Annotated in this window: 24 protein-coding genes and 1 tRNA gene; 12 read left to right on the forward strand and 13 right to left on the reverse strand. The window is 43.1% G+C overall.

Annotated elements, in window-relative coordinates; genetic code table 11:
- Positions 1 to 333: 333 nt before the first annotated feature.
- The 5 genes from ychF to lolB all read right to left on the reverse strand — a co-directional run bounded on the left by ychF (position 334) and on the right by lolB (position 4,741).
- The gene (gene ychF / locus AB6E30_RS01155) at positions 334 to 1,425 is read right to left on the reverse strand and encodes a redox-regulated ATPase YchF (protein ID WP_010439159.1); all 1,092 of its coding nucleotides are present in this window, start codon (positions 1,423 to 1,425) and stop codon (positions 334 to 336) included.
- A gap of 10 nt (positions 1,426 to 1,435) precedes the next feature.
- Complete coding sequence (gene pth, locus AB6E30_RS01160; protein ID WP_004739815.1) at positions 1,436 to 2,026, reverse strand: aminoacyl-tRNA hydrolase; 591 nt, start codon at positions 2,024 to 2,026, stop codon at positions 1,436 to 1,438.
- 223 nt (positions 2,027 to 2,249) lie between these two features.
- On the reverse strand, positions 2,250 to 3,194 hold the full coding sequence (locus AB6E30_RS01165) for a ribose-phosphate pyrophosphokinase (protein WP_004739814.1): 945 nt from the start codon (positions 3,192 to 3,194) through the stop codon (positions 2,250 to 2,252).
- A 27-nt stretch (positions 3,195 to 3,221) separates the two neighbouring features.
- The gene (ispE, locus tag AB6E30_RS01170) at positions 3,222 to 4,097 is read right to left on the reverse strand and encodes a 4-(cytidine 5'-diphospho)-2-C-methyl-D-erythritol kinase (RefSeq protein WP_170963334.1); all 876 of its coding nucleotides are present in this window, start codon (positions 4,095 to 4,097) and stop codon (positions 3,222 to 3,224) included.
- Positions 4,094 to 4,741 (reverse strand): lipoprotein insertase outer membrane protein LolB, encoded by a 648-nt coding sequence (gene lolB, locus AB6E30_RS01175; RefSeq protein WP_372102434.1) that lies wholly within the window; start codon positions 4,739 to 4,741, stop codon positions 4,094 to 4,096. Before lolB ends, ispE begins: the two co-directional genes overlap by 4 nt.
- A 160-nt stretch (positions 4,742 to 4,901) precedes the next feature.
- On the opposite strand from lolB, the gene hemA reads away from it, so the two are divergent.
- From hemA to ybaK, 8 genes are all read left to right on the forward strand, one after another.
- A complete protein-coding gene (gene hemA, locus AB6E30_RS01180; RefSeq protein WP_017062312.1) occupies positions 4,902 to 6,161 on the forward strand; it encodes a glutamyl-tRNA reductase in 1,260 nt (419 codons plus the stop codon).
- A gap of 28 nt (positions 6,162 to 6,189) precedes the next feature.
- A complete protein-coding gene (gene prfA, locus AB6E30_RS01185; protein ID WP_017062313.1) occupies positions 6,190 to 7,278 on the forward strand; it encodes a peptide chain release factor 1 in 1,089 nt (362 codons plus the stop codon).
- 5 nt (positions 7,279 to 7,283) lie between these two features.
- A complete protein-coding gene (prmC, locus tag AB6E30_RS01190) occupies positions 7,284 to 8,144 on the forward strand; it encodes a peptide chain release factor N(5)-glutamine methyltransferase (RefSeq protein WP_017062314.1) in 861 nt (286 codons plus the stop codon).
- A 194-nt stretch (positions 8,145 to 8,338) separates the two neighbouring features.
- Complete coding sequence (locus AB6E30_RS01195) at positions 8,339 to 8,722, forward strand: SirB2 family protein (protein WP_009848726.1); 384 nt, start codon at positions 8,339 to 8,341, stop codon at positions 8,720 to 8,722.
- Positions 8,723 to 8,749: 27 nt separating this feature from the next.
- Positions 8,750 to 9,559 carry a SirB1 family protein gene (locus AB6E30_RS01200; protein ID WP_017064164.1) on the forward strand — a complete coding sequence of 270 codons (810 nt, stop codon included), beginning with the start codon at positions 8,750 to 8,752 and terminating at the stop codon, positions 9,557 to 9,559.
- Positions 9,560 to 9,581: 22 nt separating this feature from the next.
- Entirely contained in the window at positions 9,582 to 10,436 is an 855-nt protein-coding gene (gene kdsA / locus AB6E30_RS01205) for a 3-deoxy-8-phosphooctulonate synthase (protein WP_198927957.1), read from the forward strand.
- Positions 10,437 to 10,890: 454 nt separating this feature from the next.
- Positions 10,891 to 12,552 (forward strand): bifunctional UDP-sugar hydrolase/5'-nucleotidase UshA, encoded by a 1,662-nt coding sequence (ushA, locus tag AB6E30_RS01210; protein ID WP_136979867.1) that lies wholly within the window; start codon positions 10,891 to 10,893, stop codon positions 12,550 to 12,552.
- Between the two features lie 118 nt (positions 12,553 to 12,670).
- The gene (gene ybaK / locus AB6E30_RS01215; RefSeq protein WP_016784757.1) at positions 12,671 to 13,144 is read left to right on the forward strand and encodes a Cys-tRNA(Pro) deacylase; all 474 of its coding nucleotides are present in this window, start codon (positions 12,671 to 12,673) and stop codon (positions 13,142 to 13,144) included.
- Between the two features lie 91 nt (positions 13,145 to 13,235).
- On the opposite strand, the gene rluF is transcribed toward ybaK, so the two are convergent.
- The 3 genes from rluF to AB6E30_RS01230 all read right to left on the reverse strand — a co-directional run bounded on the left by rluF (position 13,236) and on the right by AB6E30_RS01230 (position 15,444).
- Positions 13,236 to 14,375 carry a 23S rRNA pseudouridine(2604) synthase RluF gene (rluF, locus tag AB6E30_RS01220; protein ID WP_372102436.1) on the reverse strand — a complete coding sequence of 380 codons (1,140 nt, stop codon included), beginning with the start codon at positions 14,373 to 14,375 and terminating at the stop codon, positions 13,236 to 13,238.
- Between the two features lie 176 nt (positions 14,376 to 14,551).
- A complete protein-coding gene (gene smrA, locus AB6E30_RS01225) occupies positions 14,552 to 15,133 on the reverse strand; it encodes a DNA endonuclease SmrA (protein WP_017062320.1) in 582 nt (193 codons plus the stop codon).
- A 170-nt stretch (positions 15,134 to 15,303) separates the two neighbouring features.
- A complete protein-coding gene (locus AB6E30_RS01230; RefSeq protein ID WP_017062321.1) occupies positions 15,304 to 15,444 on the reverse strand; it encodes a DUF3149 domain-containing protein in 141 nt (46 codons plus the stop codon).
- Between the two features lie 255 nt (positions 15,445 to 15,699).
- On the opposite strand from AB6E30_RS01230, the gene AB6E30_RS01235 reads away from it, so the two are divergent.
- Positions 15,700 to 15,776: transfer RNA gene (locus tag AB6E30_RS01235), tRNA-Pro, on the forward strand.
- Between the two features lie 102 nt (positions 15,777 to 15,878).
- Here AB6E30_RS01235 and AB6E30_RS01240 read toward each other — a convergent pair.
- The 3 genes from AB6E30_RS01240 to AB6E30_RS01250 all read right to left on the reverse strand — a co-directional run bounded on the left by AB6E30_RS01240 (position 15,879) and on the right by AB6E30_RS01250 (position 18,599).
- Positions 15,879 to 16,547 (reverse strand): LuxR C-terminal-related transcriptional regulator, encoded by a 669-nt coding sequence (locus AB6E30_RS01240; RefSeq protein WP_102321508.1) that lies wholly within the window; start codon positions 16,545 to 16,547, stop codon positions 15,879 to 15,881.
- A gap of 494 nt (positions 16,548 to 17,041) precedes the next feature.
- Positions 17,042 to 17,899, reverse strand: a complete 858-nt coding sequence (locus AB6E30_RS01245; RefSeq protein WP_372102438.1) for a curlin — start codon at positions 17,897 to 17,899, stop codon at positions 17,042 to 17,044.
- Positions 17,900 to 17,984: 85 nt separating this feature from the next.
- A complete protein-coding gene (locus AB6E30_RS01250; protein WP_372102440.1) occupies positions 17,985 to 18,599 on the reverse strand; it encodes a curlin subunit CsgB in 615 nt (204 codons plus the stop codon).
- 310 nt (positions 18,600 to 18,909) lie between these two features.
- Between AB6E30_RS01250 and AB6E30_RS01255 the strand changes: the two genes are divergently transcribed.
- Genes AB6E30_RS01255 through AB6E30_RS01265 form a run of 3 tightly spaced genes read left to right on the forward strand, consistent with a single transcriptional unit; the run spans position 18,910 to position 20,660 of the window.
- The gene (locus AB6E30_RS01255; protein ID WP_017064155.1) at positions 18,910 to 19,386 is read left to right on the forward strand and encodes a curli production assembly/transport protein CsgE; all 477 of its coding nucleotides are present in this window, start codon (positions 18,910 to 18,912) and stop codon (positions 19,384 to 19,386) included.
- A 10-nt stretch (positions 19,387 to 19,396) separates the two neighbouring features.
- Positions 19,397 to 19,807, forward strand: a complete 411-nt coding sequence (locus tag AB6E30_RS01260; RefSeq protein ID WP_372102442.1) for a curli assembly protein CsgF — start codon at positions 19,397 to 19,399, stop codon at positions 19,805 to 19,807.
- 16 nt (positions 19,808 to 19,823) lie between these two features.
- On the forward strand, positions 19,824 to 20,660 hold the full coding sequence (locus AB6E30_RS01265) for a CsgG/HfaB family protein (RefSeq protein ID WP_102285617.1): 837 nt from the start codon (positions 19,824 to 19,826) through the stop codon (positions 20,658 to 20,660).
- 84 nt (positions 20,661 to 20,744) lie between these two features.
- Here AB6E30_RS01265 and AB6E30_RS01270 read toward each other — a convergent pair whose 3' ends face one another.
- Positions 20,745 to 21,167, reverse strand: coding sequence for a hypothetical protein (locus tag AB6E30_RS01270; protein ID WP_102321503.1), 423 nt, complete (start codon positions 21,165 to 21,167; stop codon positions 20,745 to 20,747).
- A 131-nt stretch (positions 21,168 to 21,298) separates the two neighbouring features.
- Positions 21,299 to 22,159 (reverse strand): TraB/GumN family protein, encoded by an 861-nt coding sequence (locus tag AB6E30_RS01275; protein ID WP_372102518.1) that lies wholly within the window; start codon positions 22,157 to 22,159, stop codon positions 21,299 to 21,301.
- Positions 22,160 to 22,396: the final 237 nt, after the last annotated feature.

Here is a 22,396-nt window from a genome sequence, read left to right on the forward strand (position 1 = left end):
CTGCGACCCCATCATTATGAGTGATGTGCTCTAACCAACTGAGCTAAGTAGCCATTTCCATATTGTTGCTCATTTCGAAACGTTGCCGCTTCGCTGTGAACGGGGCGCATTATGCGGAGTTGAGTGAAACCCGTCAACTTTTTTTTTGAATAAATCGCGAATAAACATCTGTTCGGTTTCTTTTTAGGCAAAGAGGCGTATTTGTCGACAAAAAACAGGTCTAAAAGGCGATATATATAGGAAGTTAAGTTTCTGGTGAGGGACAATTTAGAAAGGGGAAAAACAAAAAGGCCAGTGAATTCACTGGCCTTTTTTCTAGATGTTTAATCAGAATTATACATTGAAGCGGAAGTGAACAACGTCACCATCTTTAACGATGTATTCTTTACCTTCAAGGCGCCATTTACCTGCGTCTTTCGCACCGCTCTCACCGTTAAATTCGATGAAGTGATCGAATCCAACAACTTCAGCACGGATGAAACCTTTCTCGAAGTCTGTGTGGATCTTACCCGCTGCTTGTGGCGCAGTTGCACCTACAGGGATTGTCCAAGCACGAACTTCTTTAACACCAGCTGTGAAGTAAGTCTGAAGAGTCAGTAGTTCGTAACCAGAGCGGATCACTCGGTTAAGACCTGGTTCTTCGATACCCATATCCGCAAGGAACTCTTCGCGATCTTCGTCATCAAGCTCAGAAAGCTCTGATTCGATTGCTGCACAAACAGCAACAACAACGTTGTTTTCGTTTTCTGCGTATTCACGAACAGCGTCTAGGTATGGGTTATTTTCAAAACCATCTTCTGCAACGTTTGCGATGTACATTGTTGGCTTAAGCGTTAGGAAGTTTAGGTAGCCGATTGCTGCCGCTTCTTCTTTGCCAAGTTCAACAGTACGTGCCATACCACCTTCAGTTAGAACTGGAAGTAGCTTTTCTAGTACAGTGATTTCGAATTTAGCGTCTTTGTCGCCGCCTTTCGCTTTCTTCGCGTTACGTTGAATTGCACGCTCACAGCTGTCTAAGTCAGCCAGCGCAAGTTCTAGGTTGATCACTTCGATATCTTCAATTGGAGATACTTTGCCAGCAACGTGAACAATGTTTTCATTTTCAAAGCAGCGTACAACGTGACCGATAGCGTCAGTTTCACGGATGTTAGCTAGGAATTTGTTACCAAGACCTTCACCTTTAGATGCGCCAGCAACTAGGCCCGCGATATCTACGAATTCCATTGTCGTTGGAAGGATCTTCTGTGGATTAACAATTTTTGCTAATGCATCTAAGCGTAGATCTGGAACCGGAACGATACCTGTGTTTGGTTCGATCGTACAAAATGGAAAGTTTGCTGCTTCGATGCCTGCTTTAGTCAGTGCGTTAAACAGAGTTGACTTACCAACGTTTGGTAGACCAACGATGCCACATTTAAAACCCATGATATAAACCTTATTCTGCTTTGAACGTATGTAAGCGATTTTGTGCTTTTGGTAGGCCATCTTTTAATAAGATGTCTAGGCTGCGAACCGATTCGTCAACGACGGCCTCGATACACTCTTGCTCTTTTTGAGGAGCTTTGCCTAATACATAACCTGCAACTTTATCTTTGTGTCCTGGATGGCCGATGCCTAATCTAAGACGATAGAATTCTTTATTGTTACCCTGCTTGCTGATGATGTCTTTCAGACCATTATGTCCGCCATGACCACCACCTTTTTTAAACTTTCCAATACCAGGAGGCAGATCTAACTCATCGTGAGCGACCATGATCTCTTCTGGTTTAATTTGGTAGAACTTTGCTAAGGCTGCAACTGCTTTGCCTGACAAGTTCATAAAAGTCGTTGGGATCAGCAAACGAAGATCTTCACCGTGAACCATGATACGACCCGTTAGGCCAAAGAACTTTGGTTCGTTCTTTAGTGTCACGTTATGTACACGCGCTAATTCTTCAACTACCCAAGCGCCCGCGTTGTGGCGAGTTTTGGCGTATTCTGGACCTGGATTAGCCAGTCCAACGAGAAGTTTTATTTGTTGGCTCAAGGTATGGATCTCTCTTGGGATTTCAAAAAGCGCCGTATGATATCACAGTTTATGAAAAAGGTGCGAGCTAGCTGATAGCTGCGCGATTATTCCTGTTTGTGATAACTAGCAGTGCAATATTACTCAGACATAAAAAAAGCACTTCATTGACTGAAGTGCTTAATATCTTTCTCTCGCGTGTTTCTAAAACCAAGCTTTTGTAAAAAAAGCTATTGGGCTTTGATTAGTTGAACATCGCTGAGATTGATTCTTCGTTGCTGATACGACGAATCGCTTCAGCAAGCATGCGAGAAAGGCTAAGTGTTGTCACTTTACCCGTCGCAGCCATCTCTGGAGATAGAGAGATAGAATCCGTTACGATAACTTGGTCTAGAACAGAGTTCTTGATGTTGTTCGCAGCAGTACCAGAGAAAACAGCGTGAGTTGCGTAAGCGAATACACGCTTAGCACCGCGCTCTTTTAGCGCTTCAGCTGCTTTACATAGTGTGCCACCCGTATCGATCATGTCATCAACGATCACACAGTCACGGCCTTCAACATCACCGATTAGGTTCATTACTTCAGAAACGTTAGCACGTGGACGACGCTTATCAACGATAGCGATGTCAACATCACCTAGCGCTTTAGCAGTAGCACGAGCACGTACAACACCACCAAGGTCTGGAGAAACCACAACTGGGTTTTCTAAGCCACGGTTCGCCATGTCTTCTAGAAGAACTGGAGTGCCGAAGATGTTATCAACAGGTACATCGAAGAAGCCTTGGATTTGCTCTGCGTGTAGGTCGATAGTAAGAACGCGGTCAACGCCAACGTTAGAAAGGAAATCTGCAACAACTTTTGCAGTAATTGGCACACGAGCAGAACGTACACGACGATCTTGACGGGCATAACCGAAGTAAGGGATTACAGCAGTAATACGGCCAGCTGAAGCACGGCGCATTGCGTCAATCATTACCACCAATTCCATTAGGTTGTCATTGGTTGGTGCACAAGTTGATTGAATCAGGAATACATCGCTACCACGAACGTTTTCATTGATTTGAACAGCGACTTCGCCATCAGAAAAACGGTCTACAGTAGCATCGCCAAGAGAGATGTATAGACGATCAGCAATACGTTGGGCTAGTTCAGGTGTTGCGTTACCAGCAAATAGCTTCATATCAGGCACGGTGGAAACCTCGGGTTGCGTCCAGTTTTAAATAGATTGTGGGTGGGCTGAGTGGTATTCAGCTAAAGTTTCTTTTAAAGGAGAAATGTTTCGTCCTTTCGCTACAAAAGCGGAAACTGTGTCAGGCAGTTGTTCCAACACCAATTCGGCTTCTTTTTTGCTGCTAAATTCAGCAAAAACGCACGAACCAGTGCCAGTCAATCTCGACGGCGCGTATTGTAGCAGCCATGAAAGTTGCTTATCAACCTCTGGGTACAGCATTCGCACAATTTTTTCGCAATCGTTTACGTATTCTTGCTCTAGAAGCGTTGATAGCGCTCGCTTCGGCGTATTTCGAGTTAATTCTGAATGTGTGAATATGTCTACAGTTGCTATGCTCACTTGAGGCTTAACAACAAGATACCATTTTTCATCCGGATTAGCGGGCTGAAGCTGTTCTCCAACCCCTTCCGCAAAGGCTGCATGGCCTCGAACGAACACAGGAACGTCAGCGCCAAGTTTCAATCCGATCTCTGCGAGCTGATCATCAGACAGGTTGAGTTGCCATAGATAGTTAAGTGCGACCAACACGGTTGCGGCATTTGAAGAGCCTCCACCAATGCCACCTCCCATCGGAAGTACTTTCTTAAGCTCAATATCGGCACCGAAAGAAGTCGATGTATATTGTTGAAGAGCGGTCGCGGCTTTCCAAATCAGGTTGTCTTCTGTTGCAACGCCTGGTATTTCCGGTGTGATTGTTATTGAGTTCGTTTCTTCATTAACGGCAACCGTTAGTTCATCGCCAAAATCAACAAACTGAAACAAAGTTTGAAGCTCGTGATAGCCGTTGTCACGTCGACCTGTGATGTAAAGAAATAGATTCAGTTTAGCCGGAGAAGGCCAATGCGTTGGCGTTGTTATCATTTTTTCAGTGTCCACTTCGAAACTACAATGTTGATTTTGTTATCGTCTTGCTTGAATGACAATCGAGTAGGGAGGGGGATGCTTTCTACATTAGTGTTGTCTTCATCTGAGAGGTGTTTACTCTGCATCTCAGTATTTCGATAATTAGCGAAGTTCAGTGTCCATAGCTGGCTGCTGACTTGTTTGGTGAGAGATTCAAGCGTGTTGGTGGTGTTCAATTGGTAGCTATCGGCTTGATCTGGAATGCCAAGGAACCATTGTGGTAAATGGTCAATGGGAATCTGTAATCCAGTAAGTTGCTCTACCAATACGGATGCACTTGCGTGAGTGAACACCTGATCATCATAAGTGACTACCTTGGCACCCGAACTGTCAATTGTGAGGTTCAAGGCGGTTTGACCAAGGAAAGTAGTGAGCCTCAATTGACTCTGATTTGGGGAATGTTTCCAAATGAAATTTAGGCTTTGGCGTTGCTCTGGAGAAATGTAAGCGAGCTTGCCTGAGGCTTGATAGTTTTCTATCTGTAAAAGCCGATCTTGGTGACTTTGCCACTCAACACTGGTCGGTTGTTCAGGTATAGACGAGCAACCCACCATAATTATGGTCATAAAAATAAGAGACGTGATTCTACGAAGTTTGCTCATATTTGCTCACAACTTGTTCAAATTTATCTAAAAAACGCTTCAACTATAGCATTGAATTCACGAACTCAGGAAAACAAATCCCGCTTGCTCTTTAAATAGAGCCATGCATCAAGTAAAATTCGCCCCTTGTTTCCATTCCCTGATCGAGAACTTCTGATACATGTCTTTGCTTGCCGTAGGTATCAATCACAATACAGCGTCGGTTGAATTGCGAGAAAAAGTCGCTTTTGGTCCAGATAAATTATCTGAGGCACTCAAGCAACTTAACGCAAATGCACACGTGAATGGAAGTGTCATACTTTCTACCTGTAATCGAACTGAAGTGTATTGCGACGTTAAAGGCGTGGCTAAAAACAAACTCATCGATTGGTTGTCGGTTTTCCATCAAGTTAGCCCAGAAGAGCTAAAGCCAAGCCTTTATATCCATGAAGAGCAGGCGGCGATTAAACACTTAATGCGCGTTGCTTGTGGTTTGGACTCTTTAGTCTTGGGTGAACCGCAGATCTTGGGTCAGGTGAAGCAAGCGTATACGGACTCGCGAGAGAACAAATCCGTTGATGCTTCAATGGAAAAACTATTCCAGAAATCATTTTCTGTTGCGAAGCGTGTTCGAACTGAAACTGAAATCGGCGGAAGCGCGGTTTCTGTAGCTTACGCAGCCTGTACCTTAGCCAAGCATATTTTTGAATCCATCGCAGATTCAACCGTGTTACTAGTTGGTGCGGGTGAAACCATTGAGCTGGTGGCTAAGCACCTTTCGGCGAATGGCTGTACAAAAATGATTGTGGCGAACCGAACTCGAGAACGTGCTCTAGGGCTAGCAGAAGAATTTGGTGCTGAAGTGATCAGCTTGAATGAGATCCCTGATCATCTTCATCGAGCGGACATCGTAATTAGCTCAACCGCAAGTCCATTGCCTATTATCGGTAAGGGTATGGTTGAGACTGCTCTAAAAACAAGAAAGCATCAGCCGATGTTATTGGTTGATATTGCCGTTCCACGTGATGTGGAATCGCAGGTTGGTGATCTAAATGATGCCTACCTTTATTCGGTTGATGATTTGCAGTCGATTGTTGATGGCAATATCGAACAACGTAAAGTTGAAGCGATTCAAGCTGAAGCGATCGTCAGTGAAGAAAGTGCCGCGTTCATGAGTTGGATGCGCTCTTTACAAGCGGTAGACAGTATTCGAGATTACCGTAAATCGGCTAACGAAATCCGCGAAGAATTATTAAGTAAAAGTTTACAATCGCTTGCCGCTGGCGGTGACCCTGAAAAAGTTTTACTCGAGCTCAGCAATAAGCTCACAAACAAATTGATCCATGCTCCAACGCGCGCACTTCAAAGTGCAGCTGAGCAAGGAGAACCTGCAAAATTAATGGTCATTAGACAGAGTTTGGGCTTAGAAAACCCTCAATAATATTAGACCTCCAACAAGATAAGACATTATGAAAGCCTCGATTCTAGTAAAGCTTGAAACACTTGTTGAACGCTATGAAGAAGTTCAACATCTACTTGGTGATCCAGATGTAATCGGGAATCAAGACAAATTCCGTGCACTTTCGAAAGAATACTCTCAACTTGAAGAAGTGACAGCTTGCTTCCAGTCATACCAGCAAGCGAAAGAAGATCTAGAAGCTGCTGAAGAGATGGCAAACGAAGACGACGCAGAAATGCGTGAAATGGCTCAAGATGAAATCAAAGATGCGAAAGCAGCAATTGAGCGTCTGACTGATGAGCTACAGATTCTTCTTATTCCAAAAGATCCAAACGATGAGCGTAACTGTTTCCTAGAAATCCGCGCAGGTGCGGGTGGTGATGAAGCAGGTATCTTCGCGGGCAACCTGTTCCGTATGTACTCTAAGTTTGCTGAGAAGAAAGGTTGGCGTGTTGAAATCATGAGCAGCAATGCTTCTGAGCAAGGCGGCTACAAAGAGATGATCGCTAAGGTTAGTGGCGACGCTGTTTACGGCACCATGAAGTTTGAGTCAGGCGGTCACCGTGTACAACGTGTACCTGAAACCGAATCTCAAGGCCGTGTTCACACGTCAGCATGTACGGTTGCGGTTATGCCTGAGATCCCAGAAGCGGATCTTCCAGAAATCAAAGCGGGCGACCTTAAAATTGATACTTTCCGTGCATCAGGCGCGGGTGGTCAGCACGTTAACACCACGGATTCAGCAATCCGTATTACTCACTTACCAACGGGTACAGTAGTAGAGTGTCAGGACGAGCGTTCTCAGCATAAAAACAAAGCGAAAGCGATGGCTGTTCTTGCTGCTCGTATTGTTCAAGCAGAAGAAGAGCGCCGCGCGGCAGCGGTTTCTGATACACGTCGTAACCTACTAGGTTCGGGTGACCGTAGTGACCGTATTCGTACGTACAACTACCCACAAGGCCGTGTTTCGGATCACCGTATCAACCTTACAATTTACCGTCTTAACGAAGTACTTGAAGGTGACATGCAAAGCTTGCTTGATCCTGTACTTCAAGAGCACCAAGCCGATCAGCTTGCTGCACTTGCAGAGAACAACTAACCAGTATGCAGTCAGCATATACGGTTGAAAGTGCTTTAAAAGCAGCAATCGTAAAGCTTCAAGAGGGTGATAACACATCACCCTCTATTGATGCCGCGGTACTGCTTTGTCACGCCTTAGATAAACCAAGATCTTACCTACTGACTTGGCCTGAGAAGCATCTCACCTCTGAGCAAGAGTCTGAATTCAATGCCCTTCTAAAACGTCGCTTAACCGGTGAGCCTGTGGCTTACATAATTGGTGAGCGTGAGTTTTGGTCACTGCCGTTAAAAGTTTCCCCTTCTACATTAATCCCACGCCCAGATACCGAGCGTTTGGTTGAGGTAGCTTTGGATAAAACCTTTGGCAAGCAAGGCGCGATTCTCGATTTAGGGACAGGTACAGGTGCTATCGCGTTAGCATTGGCGTCTGAGATGCCGAATCGACAGGTGACGGGTATTGATCTTCGCCCTGAAGCGCAGCAGCTTGCGACAGAGAATGCACAGCGTCTCAACATCACCAATGCGACTTTTTTGCATGGTAGTTGGTTTGAGCCTTTGAGCTCTGAAGGCGTTGTGAAATTCTCTCTGATTGTTTCTAACCCGCCATACATTGAGAAGAATGATCCTCATTTGTCTCAAGGCGATGTGCGTTTTGAGCCGATCACAGCACTGGTTGCTGAAGAGAAAGGGCTTGCAGATATTCGATACATTTCTGAAAACGCACGTGGCTTTTTGGAAAATGAAGGTTGGTTAGCATTTGAGCACGGCTATGACCAAGGTTTGGCAGTTCGTGAGATTATGCAGGCGCTCGGTTATCTCGATGTTGTCACAGAGAAAGATTACGGTGGTAATGACCGAGTGACATTGGGTCGTTACTGTTCATAGTTAGTGATTGTTAATCGTCTTGTGAGCAATGGATGATGAACTTGCTAAATTGATACCTTTAACTCGACAATACATTTAACCTGATAATGCATTTAACGCAGAAATACAGAGATTTTATGCAGAACTACAGAGCATTAACGGGTATTGTGAGGCTCGTGTTAACGAAAGCACATATAAAAATATAAAGGAATACCATGTACGAAGGTCTAAAACATTTTCACCTATTAACGATTGCTATAAGTGCGCTACTTCTCTCGATTCGTTTCGCTCTTATGATGGCTAACTCACCTAAGCTTAAGCATCCTTTCTTGCAGCGTTTCCCTCATATCAATGACTCGTTGCTATTGCTATCGGGTATTGGTTTGATTTTCATCACTGGCTTTATTCCATTTACACCAGCAGCACCATGGTTAACCGAAAAACTAACTTGTGTTATGGCTTACATCGCATTAGGTTTCTTTGCGCTTAAGCTAGGTAAAAACAAGCTACTGAGAGTATTCTCTTTCTTTGGCGCGCTTGGCTGGTTAGCGATGGCAGGCAAAATCGCAATGACCAAGACACCAACATTTTTCGGTTAATTATCTCCTTATTTCGGTTAGTTACGTATGTACGAATTTTTTGATGAAGACTTTGACCAGCTAGAGTTAGCTGAAGGTGCATTGATCTTAAATAAAGCGATTAACCCAGAAACTCAAGACAGCTGGGCTGAGCAAGAACTGGCGAGATTGTTAAAAGACGCCGAGTTTGCTTTGGTTAATGAAACCGATGAACAGCAGAAGTTTGAATCTTTTATTCGACTATTCTTTTATGAATGGGGTTTTGCTGGCGATAAAGATGCGTATTTCTCTTCGGAAAACGCGTTCATCGATAAAGTGCTTGAGAGAAAGAAAGGCATTCCAGTGAGTCTGGGGGCGATCTTTCTTTTTCTAGGTCGCAAGCTAGGCTTTCCTGTAGAGGGCGTCTCTTTCCCGACTCAATTCTTACTTAAAGTAAGTTGGTACGGGCAAGCTGCAGCCTATATTAACCCTTATAACGGTGAGTATGTTGGCGAACAAACGCTGCGAGCATGGTTAATTGGCCATGATGGCCCATTAGCTAAGGTGAAACCTGAGCACCTAGAAGTCGCCGACCACCCAACAATTATTGGTAAGTGGTTAGCCCTGCTCAAGAGTGCACTGCTGCGAGAAGAGCGTTATACGCTTGCATTGAAGTGTACTGACCTTGCTTTGACGTTTGTACCTGATGACCCATATGAAATCCGTGACCGCGGTTTTATCTATCAGCAGCTAGACTGTCACCAAGTAGCCGCAACCGATTATCAATATTTTATCGACCAATGCCCAGATGACCCTGCATCTGAGTTACTGAAATCTCAAGTGAACGTCATGAACGAAAAGACAGTGGTAGTTCACTAATTAATAATTACTTAGAGAGAATATGATGGAACAAAAAACAGTTCACATTGGCGATATGCCAATTGCAAACGACAAGCCATTTACGCTATTTGCAGGCATGAACGTTCTTGAATCTCGCGATCTTGCTATGCAGATCTGTGAGCACTATGTAAAAGTAACCGAAAAGCTAGGCATCCCTTACGTATTTAAGGCGTCTTTTGATAAAGCGAACCGCAGCTCAGTTCATTCATACCGTGGTCCAGGAATGGAAGAAGGTCTTAAAATCTTCCAAGAGCTGAAAGATACTTTCGGCGTGAAGATCATTACTGATATCCACACAGAAGCTCAAGCTCAGCCTGTTGCGGATGTGGTTGATGTAATCCAACTACCTGCATTCCTAGCTCGTCAAACTGACCTTGTTGAAGCAATGGCTAAGACTGGCGCAGTAATCAACGTGAAAAAGCCTCAGTTCATGAGCCCGAACCAAGTTGGCAACATCGTTGATAAGTTCTCTGAGTGCGGTAACGACAACATCATCCTTTGTGAGCGTGGCGCTTGCATGGGTTACGACAACCTAGTCGTTGATATGCTTGGCTTTGGCGTAATGAAGAAGTCTTCAAACGGTAGCCCAATTATCTTTGACGTGACGCACTCTCTACAAATGCGTGACCCATCAGGTGCTGCATCTGGCGGTCGCCGTGAGCAAACGGTTGAACTTGCTAAAGCTGGCCTGGCGACAGGTATTGCGGGTCTGTTCATTGAAGCTCACCCAAACCCAGACCAAGCTCGTTGTGATGGCCCATCTGCGCTACCTCTAGACAAACTAGAGCCGTTCTTGAAGCAGATGAAAGCACTTGATGACCTTATCAAAGGCTTTGAGCATATTGATATTAAATAATTGAGATGGATGTGAAGTAACGGAAACGTTATTTAACAAAGTTGATCTAAGAAAGCCCAGTTCTCTGAATTGGGCTTTTTTTAATCTCGTAAAAGCAGCCGAACATAAACCGTTCATTTAAAGAGTTGTTAACGTGGCGGGTTATTACCTAAGAAACTCTTATATGAGTGTGAGGTCAGTCCTGTTTGCAGTAAATTACTGATATTCATCACACTTTGTAAGTAAACGATTGCTTGTGATGCAGGGGAAGTTTGAGTGTAATCTCATAATTTTGTTACACTTAACTGTTGACCTATGCGTGACCAATTCGACATAAATATGAAATCGTCGTGTTACATCTAGAATGTTAATTTAAGATTAGTCATGTTGAAGTCTTATTGTTCGAACTCCAGGAAAGGGGTCGCAATAGATTATAAAAAGCAGTGGATTCCCTAAAAAGTTCAAAGGTATGACAATGAAGCAACGCCTTATTCTAAAGACAGCACTAAGTGCTGCAATTCTAGCTACTCTAGCTGGGTGTGCGTCTCAATCAGCTCATGATTGGAACCAAGACGAAACTTACAAGCTAACGATTCTTCACACAAACGATAACCATGGTCGTTTCTGGCAGAATAAATATGGCGAATACGGCATGTCTGCACGTAAAACGCTAGTTGACCAACTTCGTTCAGAAGTTGAAGCAGAAGGCGGTAGCGTGTTGCTTCTATCTGGCGGTGACATCAACACGGGTGTTCCAGAGTCAGACCTTCAGGACGCAGAACCTGATTTTAAAGGTATGAACAAAATTGGTTACGATGCCATGGCATTGGGTAACCACGAGTTTGATAACTCTTTAGACGTATTACAAAAGCAGATCGACTGGGCTAACTTCCCAATGCTATCTGCAAACATCTACGATAAAGCGACAGGTGAACGTAAGTTCCAAGCTTACGAGATGTTCGAAAAGCAAGGCATCAAGATTGCGGTTATTGGTTTAACAACTGAAGATACCCAAAAGATTGGTAACCCTGAATTTATCGCAGGCATCGACTTCCGTGATCCTAAAGAAGAAGCGAAGAAGCTAATCGCTGAACTTAAAGAAACAGAAAAACCGGATCTAATCTTTGCTGTGACTCATATGGGTCACTACGAAAATGGCCAACGTGGTGTTAATGCTCCGGGTGATGTCGCACTTGCTCGTTACCTAAACGAAGGCGATCTAGACATGATCGTTGGTGGTCACTCTCAAGAGCCTGTATGTATGGAAGGCCCTAACGTTGCGAAGAAAAACTTCAAGCCGGGTGATGAGTGTAAGCCTGACGTACAGAACGGTACTTACATCGTTCAAGCTCACGAGTGGGGCAAGTACGTAGGTCGTGCTGATTACGAATTCCGTAATGGCGAGCTAGAGATGGTTAGCTACGACCTGATTCCAGTTAACCTTAAGAAGAAAGTTAAGATCGACGGTAAGAAGCAACGTGTTCTTATTCAAGATGAAATCGCACAAGACCCAGAGCTACTTGAATTCCTACGTCCTTTCCAAGAGCAAGGTCAGGCACAGCTAGAAGTTCAAATCGCTGAGACAAATGGCAAGCTTGAAGGCGATCGTAACGTCGTTCGTTTCCAACAGACCAACCTAGGTCGTTTGATTGCGACTTCTCACATGGAGCGTGCAAAAGCAGACTTCGCTGTGATGAACTCTGGTGGCGTTCGTGACTCAATTGAAGCCGGTAATGTTACTTACAAAGATGTACTGAAGGTACAGCCTTTTGCAAACATCCTGACTTACACAGACATGACGGGTAAAGAAGTTCTGGATTACCTAAATGTAGTAGCGACTAAACCAATCGATTCTGGTGCTTACGCTCAGTTTGCTGGTATCTCTATGACAGTAGCGAACGGTGAAGTATCGAATGTATTCATCGGTGGCAAACAGCTTCGTCTAGACGAAACTTACCGCTTCACAGTGCCAAGCTTTAACGCTGCTGGCGGTGATGGTTACCCTAAATTATCTGATCACCCTGGCTTTGTGAACACAGGTTTTGTTGATGCTGAAGTACTAAAAGAGTACCTAGAAGCGAACAGCCCGGTTGACGTGAACAAGTACGCACCTTCTGGTCAAATGGTTTATAAGTAATTGACCCCAGTTGATGAGTCAATAGGTGCTAAATTAGATTGACTCTAGCACCATGATAAATTTAACTAAAGCGACGCCTCGGCGTCGCTTTGTGTTTATCTATCGTTTGGATTTTGTTATGACCCCTGCAATCAACCTTGCCAAGAAAAAGAAAATTGTTCATACCGTGCATCAGTATCATCATGATGCGAATAACACGAACTATGGATTAGAAGCCGTTGAAGCGCTTGGTCAAGATCCCAAACGTGTATTCAAAACGCTCTTGTTCTGTTTGAATGGCGTGGCGAAAAATTTGGCGGTTGCCGTTATTCCCGTCGACCAGAAGCTAAATCTAAAGTTGGCAGCAAAAGTGGCGAAAGGTAAAAAAGCAGAGATGGCTGATCCTGATATTGCTCAGAAAACGACAGGTTATGTGGTGGGAGGAATCAGTCCTCTTGGTCAGAAAAAAGCATTGCCTACCTTTGTGCATTCCAGCGCTACCGATTTTGAAACGATATGTGTGAGTGCAGGGAAGAGAGGATTAGAGATAGAGTTAGATCCGAAAGACTTAGTACTACTTACGCGTGGCCAGTTTGCGGAACTATGCCTGTAGCTTGTACTTTCCATAACGATAAACGTACATACTCACAAATAAAAACGCCCGCTAGACTAATCTAGCGGGCGTTTACCGGAAAGGGTTGTGACTACTTTTTCAGGCCTAAAGTGCCACCAACACGTTTAGCCGCTGGTTTGTTCGGTCTGTTTGAATCTTGGCTGCGGTTTGTTGGCTTACCGCTTCTACGTTCGTTATTGTCGCGATCTGTGCGATTGCGATCCGAACGGCTTTTATCTGAATTAGAACGCTCTGAACGAGAGTTTGATTTCCAGTTCTCGGTATTGCCACCGCCACTGCTTTCACTATTCGATGAATTACGGCCTCGTTTCGAGTTAGGTGCATGACGGAATTCGTCCGCATTGTTACCACGATAGGTGCGAGTACGATTTTCGTTTTGATTGCGGCGCGCTGTGGAAGTTTGGTTTTCTTCACGGCTGTCGAAAAGTTTTGCGTCTGTCGCTTTACGAATGCGTTGGCCCTTAGCGTTCATTTTTGACGCGTCTTCAGTACTTACAGAGCCTTCACACATCGCTAAAATTTCAGTGATCTCTTCGTCGCTCAGGTAGCGCCATTTTCCGTTAGGAATACCGTCTAGTGAGATGTTCATAATACGAACACGGCGCAGCTTAAATACTTCATAACCCAGAGCTTCACACATACGGCGAATTTGGCGGTTAAGGCCTTGCGTTAGTGTGATTCGGAACGAGAACTTAGTCTCTTTCTCTACCTTACATGGCAAGGTAACAGTATCGAGAATATGAACGCCAGCGCCCATTTGCTTCAAAAACTCAGTCGTAATTGGTTTGTCTACACGGACCACGTATTCTTTCTCGTGGTTGTTACCTGCACGTAGGATTTTGTTTACGATATCGCCATCGTTAGTTAAGAAGATAAGGCCATCAGAAGGCTTATCTAGACGACCAATCGGGAAAATGCGCTTGTGGTGGCCAATAAAGTCGACGATGTTGCCAGGAATATCACGCTCAGTCGTACAGGTGATACCTGTTGGTTTATTGAGAGCAATGTAAATCGGCTTCTCTTTTGAGCGAACAGGCTTATTGTCGATCTCAACATCATCACCTGGCAAGACTTTAGTACCCATTTCAGGGATCTTACCGTTAATAGTAACTCGGCCTGCATCAATCAGTTTATCGGCTTCGCGGCGTGAGCAAAAACCAGTTTCACTGATGTATTTATTAAGGCGTTTAGCTTGGGATTCTTGTGACATGATATTCTCTTAGCGTTTCACAACGGAAATGTAGATAAACAAAAAGCAACCTTTGGATAGTTGCTTTGAGTTGAAATTCGTTAACTGAGGTAATTTTAGCACTTGGTGTGAGTCTAGGCACGAAATATCGATCTTGATGCAAAATCGTTACTAGTCCATTTATCTATCTCAACCTATTAACTGGTGCGTTTTTGATGGCGCTCTCTGTTCTCTAGCTTTTTCTCATTACTCTTTCTGAGCATTACGTAGACTGCGCCCGTACCACCATGAAATTGCTGAGCAGAATGAACACATTGAACGTCGTTGATTTGTGTTAGCCAATTTGCCACGTAGCTTTTCATCATTGCAGGTGGATTCGAACGCTCACCCTTACCATGAACAATGATGACGGTACGAACATCCATTCTTAAACACTGACGCAAAAATGAAAGCACTTCGTTACGTGCGTCTTTCAGTGTTTTCCTATGAAGGTCGAGCTTGGCTTGAATAGGGTATTTTCCTAGGCGCAGCTTTTTGTATACGCCTTCTTGTACACCGTCTTTTTTATAAGCAACAACATCGTCTGGCTTGATCATTGGCGAATAGTCTAATGATAAGTAGTCTTTCTCGTCGTCAGACAGCCACATAGCGGCTTCACGCTTAGCAAGGTGAGATTCGGTGACTCGGTGTACTTTCTGGTGTTCAGCGGTGTCATGGTCGATACGTTTAACATCGCCCATCATTTCTTGGAATAGATCTAAGTCATCATCATGAGACATAGTGTGTATCTCAAGTTGGAGAAGGATAGGGTAAGTATACCTAAGTTGAGGTTAGGTTTAAAAATGAAAAAACCGGAGAAGACAATAAGTCTGCTCCGGTGCAAAGCGTTTTGACATTTACTTATAAAGTAAAAGAATACTTAAAAGTAAATGATTTAGGCAGAGCGATTCTAGTGAGGAGATTTTTCAGTCATAACTTTGTATATGAAGAAGCCTCCATAAAACATCATGAGACCCAGAGCCCCGAAGATTACTATCATTGAAGATAGTCCCACCGCATTACCAAATAGGAGATCTAGCCAAAAGTCCATGTGTATACCTCAAAGTTATATGACATGGCTTAGTGTATTAACAAGCATTATCAATTCACTGATCTGGATCAATCCTGTTTCATAAGTTAAATACTTGTTGGTAACTGTGTGTTTTTCGTCACATCATGCTCGTTGTTGTATGTCTTTTGTTCGAACGATTCAAAATCGCAATAAATATGAGAAAAAGCCCTTGCGGATAAATTCAGAACCCGTATTATACGCTCCATCGACAGGCAATGAGCCAGTTAGATATCTCGGTGAATAGCGCAGCTTGGTAGCGCATCTGGTTTGGGACCAGAGGGTCGGGGGTTCGAATCCCTCTTCACCGACCACATTAAAGAAAGCCGTAGCAGAGATGCTACGGCTTTTTTGTATTTGGGATTTCTACATTCTAACTGCATTGACTGTTTATGGTTGAGGGCAGAGAGTTAGGTCTATTGGACAAACTCATTTGTCGCAACGTTGTTCTTAACCCAGATCAAAGCTTGTAAGCGATTCTTCACCTTGATTTTTTTAAACGTGTTGTGAAGGTGTGCTTTGACCGTATTCTCACTGACATAGAGGGTATCTGCTATCTGAGTGTTAGATGCTCCATCACCGAGTAACTTAATGATCTGCTGCTCGCGTTTGGTCAGCTTGAGGTAATAAGGACTGGTTTTCGCGCACTGCCTCTCTCTGTAGAAGCTAATGTACTGGTAAATGAGCTTTCTACTCATCCACATCTCGCCTTGCAAAATGCAGTTAAAGCCGGCCACGAGCTTTTCAAGCGTGTCCGACGTATAAAAAATGCCGACAAGATACTGCCATTTAAGCATTTCAGAGTGCGGGAAATCGCCTGGTGTATTGAGTAGCACTTCATGGACATCACTTGCTACGTCATCTCTGAGCTCCTGGTATTTCTCAATGTATTGCTTACTCATTGTCGGGAAATCAATAATAATCAGAACTAAGTCATCGTTTTTTAGGGATTTAGCACTGAGCCTTTCCGGTGATATGAGTTTTATGTTCAGGTTAACTTTCTGTTCTATAGACTCTTTTAGTAGTATCGATTGTAAATTGTTCTCCGCAAGTAAAATGGTGTTATGAGCCTCCAGTTTAGCCATGTGGAACTCCTTTTCTTAACTCATTACTTGAACTTTAGGTGTTTTAGTTTAAAGCACGTATTGTTATTTTGCTAATTTTTAAAGCTAATTATTCATCAAATTTATGAAATTAATTTAATAGTATTGTCGAAGGTAAAATAATACTTAAGTAGAAAGAGGGAATTACCGAGATTTATGGTTTTATTTTATTGATTGTACAGTCTTTATGAATTTTCCAGATCCCCTTGTTTGGGTGAAGTTTTATAGTGGCAGGAAACTGATTTATATTAATAATCAACGTTGTAATACCACTATTCGTATTCTGGTTGAAATTAGAGTTGGTGTTCGTACTCAACGTTAATGAAGATGCCACACTGTTATTTATGGTCAGAATAAGACTTTTATTTTTTATCAGGCACTGTACTGAATTTAAATCAGAAGAAAATCCATTAAAATGGAAAGAAATAAATAAAACGGCGATCAACGCCGTTTTAATATATGCACTCTTTATCATATTAATTCTGATAAATTATACCGACATTACCACTTGCGCCATTACCTGAAACGAGAGCAGTATCATAAGAGGTTTGTTCAATCATAAATTGGTTTGAACTGCTGTTTGTTAAGCTAACAATGGCATCTGAATGAGATCCTGTTTGTAACGTGAATACTCGGTTATCGCTACTGCTCACGAGATCGATATAGACATAGTTATCGTCGCCACCACCAACATCGGTGTTGACTATCGTTTGAACATAGTTATTATCGCCGCTGATATCGATGTCTACATCATTATTATCAACACTCGCGTTACTAAACTCGGTATAGGTTGTATTGGAGTTACCAGAGACATTCACATCAGCTTCATTGTAGTCAGCACCACCTAGAGCATTGACGACAGAGATGTTCTCGTTACCCACTTGTGTAACTCGTAAATCATTGCTTCGACCATAAGGTTGAACTGTAATTTGGGCTTGGTTACTAACACCATCTTGATCAACCCAGGCGTTGTTGTTTACATAGCGTAACTTAACGTGAGCTTCATTGAGATTGCCATCTTGTTGAACCACTACGTCAGAGTCATAGCTAGCATGTGTGTCAACTAGTGCAACATGCCCATAAGTAACACCAGACGTGTTCTGGTTAATGGTGACATTGGCATTATTGCCACTACCCATTTGCCAAACGGCAGTATTATCCATCGCTAAAGGTTGAATACCGGCTACTGTCGATGATATGCCAAGATCGGTTGTTCCTTCTATTGTCCCCAACGCTGGCTCAGAGGCTGGAAAAGGAGCAGGTAAATTATCTGCGTATGCTGCATTAAAGCCCAGAATAGCACCGACTATAATTCCAATTTGTGTAACTTTCATAAGTTGTATCCTTATACATTTCCATGTCGACTATGTTGTTACTTCATCGAGAAGCAACGGTGAATCAAGCTTTCCATACTGCGCGCTAATTGGCTTGATTGATGTGAATTCTCATTGAGCTAGACGCTTTCACTAAAGCAAAGTCGTTGCCGTCTTGAGAAATTCCTAAATTACTTCTTCCAGAACCAACCAAATAAGCAGTATTGCCATTGCCTTTTTGGTCAATGCTCAGCTGACTACTCTGTCTTGAGAAGTTAGCTTGTCCGATAACTGCTAAATTGTTATTCCCGTCTTGGGAAATAAGCGCTTCAGAATTTACTCCGAGTTGCCCAATTGCGGCATCGTTATTTGAACCATTCTGGTCTATTAAGGCGGTATTATTGCGCCCTGTTTGACCAATGTATGCGGAGTTAGAACTTCCGCTTTGCGTTATCTTCGCTCTGTTGTTCGCGGTAATACCAGGACTGCGTTGCTTTATTATTGCTATTGAATTAGTAGCATTAGATATATTTAATTCTGAATAATTATCTAAATCTCCAGAAGAGAAGCTTTCTAAATAATTATAATCATTGACTATATCTTGATTAACATTATGTAAAAAATCCCCTTCTATATCTGACGCGATAGCATTATTAAAACCTCCTGATAAAAAATATAAACAAGTTAAGCTGATAAGTGATGCTTTCCCAATTACCATCATCTTTACCTTAAAGTGTTCGTGATTATGATCCCTACGAAAATAAACTGCGTAGGGAATGAGTGAACCTTTGTCTTATCGAAATCCTAGGCCTTGAATTTACGAACAGCTATAAACTTAAAGTTGAAAATATTTAGTTGTTCATATGAAATTTAATTAGTATTTGACCGAATCCTACCAACCTTAGTTAATCAATTCCCTTCAGTAATTAATTCGAAAGTTTATATATGCCACTGTAAGCATGAATTACGCTTTATTCAGTTTCAACGAATCACATTCTCATTTTGTAAATAGACTTTGAATGGGAGCACATATGAAAATCAAGCTGCTTACAATAACTCTGCTTTCCTTTGCTCTTCATGCAGAAGAAAAGAGTCATGGTCTTGAAAATGCTGCTCCTTTAGAAAATGGACAAAAACTTGAGGACTCGACAAATAATCTTAAGGAAAAATTCAATGACTTCAGTGAAGTCGATGGAATCATTGTGGACAGAACCATTACGCGGTTGGGAGAGGATTTCTATTTTTTCTTCTCGCAATCGCTCAATGATAGTTATCCCGACCTTAAGGAAAATTTGACGGTAAAAGAAAGGCCAACGGCGTTATCAGGAAGCATCATAGAGGTTCAACACTCTAGAAAACCGATCTTCCGTACGGCGTTGTCCCCTGGTCGTAGACAAGCGAAAGAACGCGCTGCCGATGCAACACGAGTGGTTGGGAATTACATCATCCGATGGCAAGCGGAACGGATCTTTCAGGACACTTACGATCTAGACCATGATGAATTTTAAGGAGCCAAGGATGTCGATATTTTTCAGAAAGGCCGCGCTCATTGCGCTGATAGTTTCGCCTTCGGTTTACTCAAGCGAATTAGTTTATACGCCCGTAAATCCAAGTTTTGGCGGAAACGCTTTAAACAGTTCTCACCTTTTTAATCACGCTAATGCCATCAATGATTTTGAAGACCCTAATGCTAGGGATATTTTTGATGAACAAGAGTCTGCGTTAGATCGCCTAGCTTCGAGTTTAGAGTCCCGTTTAATTAGCCAATTGCTTGCTGACGTGGGTAATGGTAATACAGGGCAGTTAGAAACAGATGACTTTTTCCTCAATATTGTTGACGACTCCGGGACCTTACTCGTTCAAATCGTCGATAAAGCGACAGGGGAATCAACAGAAATCAGTGTTTCGGGACTAAACCCAGACCTCTAATCACAAGGATTGTGTTATGAAATCGATCATTATCGTCTTCTTGACCTTTGTGTTGGGAGGGTGCACTTACTCTATGCAAATTCCAGAGACTTCTGAAACGCCAAAACTGATGCCGAGAGGATCGACTTATACCGATCTCATCTCATTACCTCAGCCTCGCGGCAAAATATTGGTCTCAGTTTATGACTTTAGAGATCAAACAGGCCAATACAAGCCTCAGCCAAACAGTAACTTTTCCACAGCAGTGCCACAGGGTGGGACGTCTTTATTGACGACAGCACTTATCGACTCTCAGTGGTTTGTACCTCTGGAGCGTGAAGGGCTCCAAAACTTATTGACTGAACGTAAGATCATTCGAGCGGCTCAGAAAAAAGATAAGGTCGTAAATAATCATGGGGCAGACTTGTCGTCTTTGAGTTCCGCTAACATCGTCATCGAAGGCGGGATTGTGGCTTATGACTCGAATATCGTGACAGGCGGTGCGGGTGCTAAGTATCTTGGGATCGGTGGTTCTGGACAATATAGAACGGATCAAGTCACTGTGAATTTAAGAGCGGTTGACGTTAGAACCGGGCAAGTTCTATTGAGTGTCACCACCACTAAAACTATCTCTTCACACGAGATTGGGTTCGGCGCATTTCGATTTGTTGACTACAAAGAACTATTAGAAGTTGAAATGGGCTACAGCCAAAATGAACCCGTTAATATCGCTGTGATGTCAGCGATTGATGCTGCGGTAATACATCTTATTGTAAAAGGCATGAAGCGTGGAATGTGGTCGCCGGGCGATCCTAATGCACTACAAAATCCAATTATTGCTCGTTATTCCGAAGAGAGCGCCGACATATTGTAAGCAACCGAGTAAGCAGCAAAATAGGGCTATGCGGAAAACGGACCTTTCCCTTAGCCCTGTTTTTTTCTTCAAGCAACTCAATGATCAATTCACATCGCACGTAATATCTTTTATCGGTGTTTCCGAGGTAACAAAACAAACATACGCTTCCGCTGGCTTATTCGGGCCTATTCGAATGTAACCTGCCTTTATTTCATCTTCATCAAACGTCACCGAGTGAGAGCTTCCCGTTTGGTTGTCGTAAAAGTTTGCTTCAAAATTGTTGTTCATTTGGCTTGCGATACGGTTTCGTGTTGTAGATGTTGTGAACGTAATATTGGCGCAGCGCATCGGTGGTTTCTCTGTAATCAAAAACTGTCCGCTTTCTTTATCTAATACACCGCCTTTGGTATCCGGTTGTATGTCTATCGCCTGAAACTGTTCGATGGTGCATGTTTCTTTGGCTGAGGCTATTGAGGGCATCAGCATCGTGAGGGCTAAAGGGAAAGCAAAAAGTACTGGTTTCATTAGAACAACGCCATAGGTAAAAAGAGCGAAAGATAATAGCACTGCAATGGTGCTATTAAATGTAAAGATTCTGTTATTAAGGAAATGCTTTTATAACGAAAACAAAATGAGGTTGAGCATCGTTAGCTTTTTTAGCTAGTCTCAAATTGACATTGGGCTGATTGGCTTTGTGATTGCTGAATGACACTGAAGCCTTTCTTTTCTAATAACTGTATAAGGTTACCTTCTCCAATTAGGTGCAAGGTACCAACTACTATCATGTAGTTCCCTTTAGTCTTAAGCTTCCAATCATTGGAGGATAGTTTGTTTGCCCAGTCTATGTTGCGATCGGTTAAGAATGCTTTCTCAAGTTCAGGCGACATCTCTGACAGTTCTGAGAAGGCTTCCAGCTTCGCTAAATCACCCGCTTTCCAGCTTTCAATCAGGCAATGAACCACGCGATCAGTTTGGTCAAATTCCTCTAGGCTACTGACTAACCATTCCTTACCGTCGTCCTTTTGTTTTGTCATCAGGTCTATTTGAAATTGCAGTGGCTCTAAGCTGATCACCGGAACGTCTTGGATGGTTGCCTTATAGGCTAATGTTGCGTCTACACCGCCCGCCGAGCCATAGCCAAGATTCTTTAATTGCTGCATTTGTATCGATAGAGATGTCGCCCAAGGTGGAGAGCTCAATAGTTGCTGAGTCGGCATACCCAAAGATTTTGAAATGCTTGTTAGTAACTGCTTTTGTTCTGTGCTGAGCACATCGGCAGTGGTGACGGTTGTAGCCGGGTATACGACACCTTCGGATTTCCTGATATCCGTTTCGATAATTAAGCCATCACTGTTTTTTAGCGCGTCGGTGATCGCCGAAGGAAGGGGGTACATACTCTCGTCTCCAACGTGCACTGAACCTAAGATAGTGAGTGTCAGATCATCCTTTTGTGCTTGCCAATAAAGGGGCTCGGCGACCGCTTGCCTAGCTGAAAAAGCGAGAACGAATAAAACCATGTACCAGAGTGGACGCAAAGGGAGCTCCTTAAGGAAGTATTAAACTCGTTAAAATCGATTTTGACGGTGTTTTTTAACGGTTTTTTTTGAGAACAATGTCACGTTGTTTGTACGAAAAGTATAACAATACGCTGAAACTCTAAATCCTTTCTGACTACCAATGACACGATTTTATGAAATCGGTAAAAAAGATTGTGATTCATTTCTCAAATTTTACGTCAAAATTAAAATGACGGA

The sequence above is a fragment of the Vibrio sp. 10N.247.311.12 genome (assembly GCF_041467515.1).
GTDB lineage: Bacteria > Pseudomonadota > Gammaproteobacteria > Enterobacterales > Vibrionaceae > Vibrio > Vibrio crassostreae_C.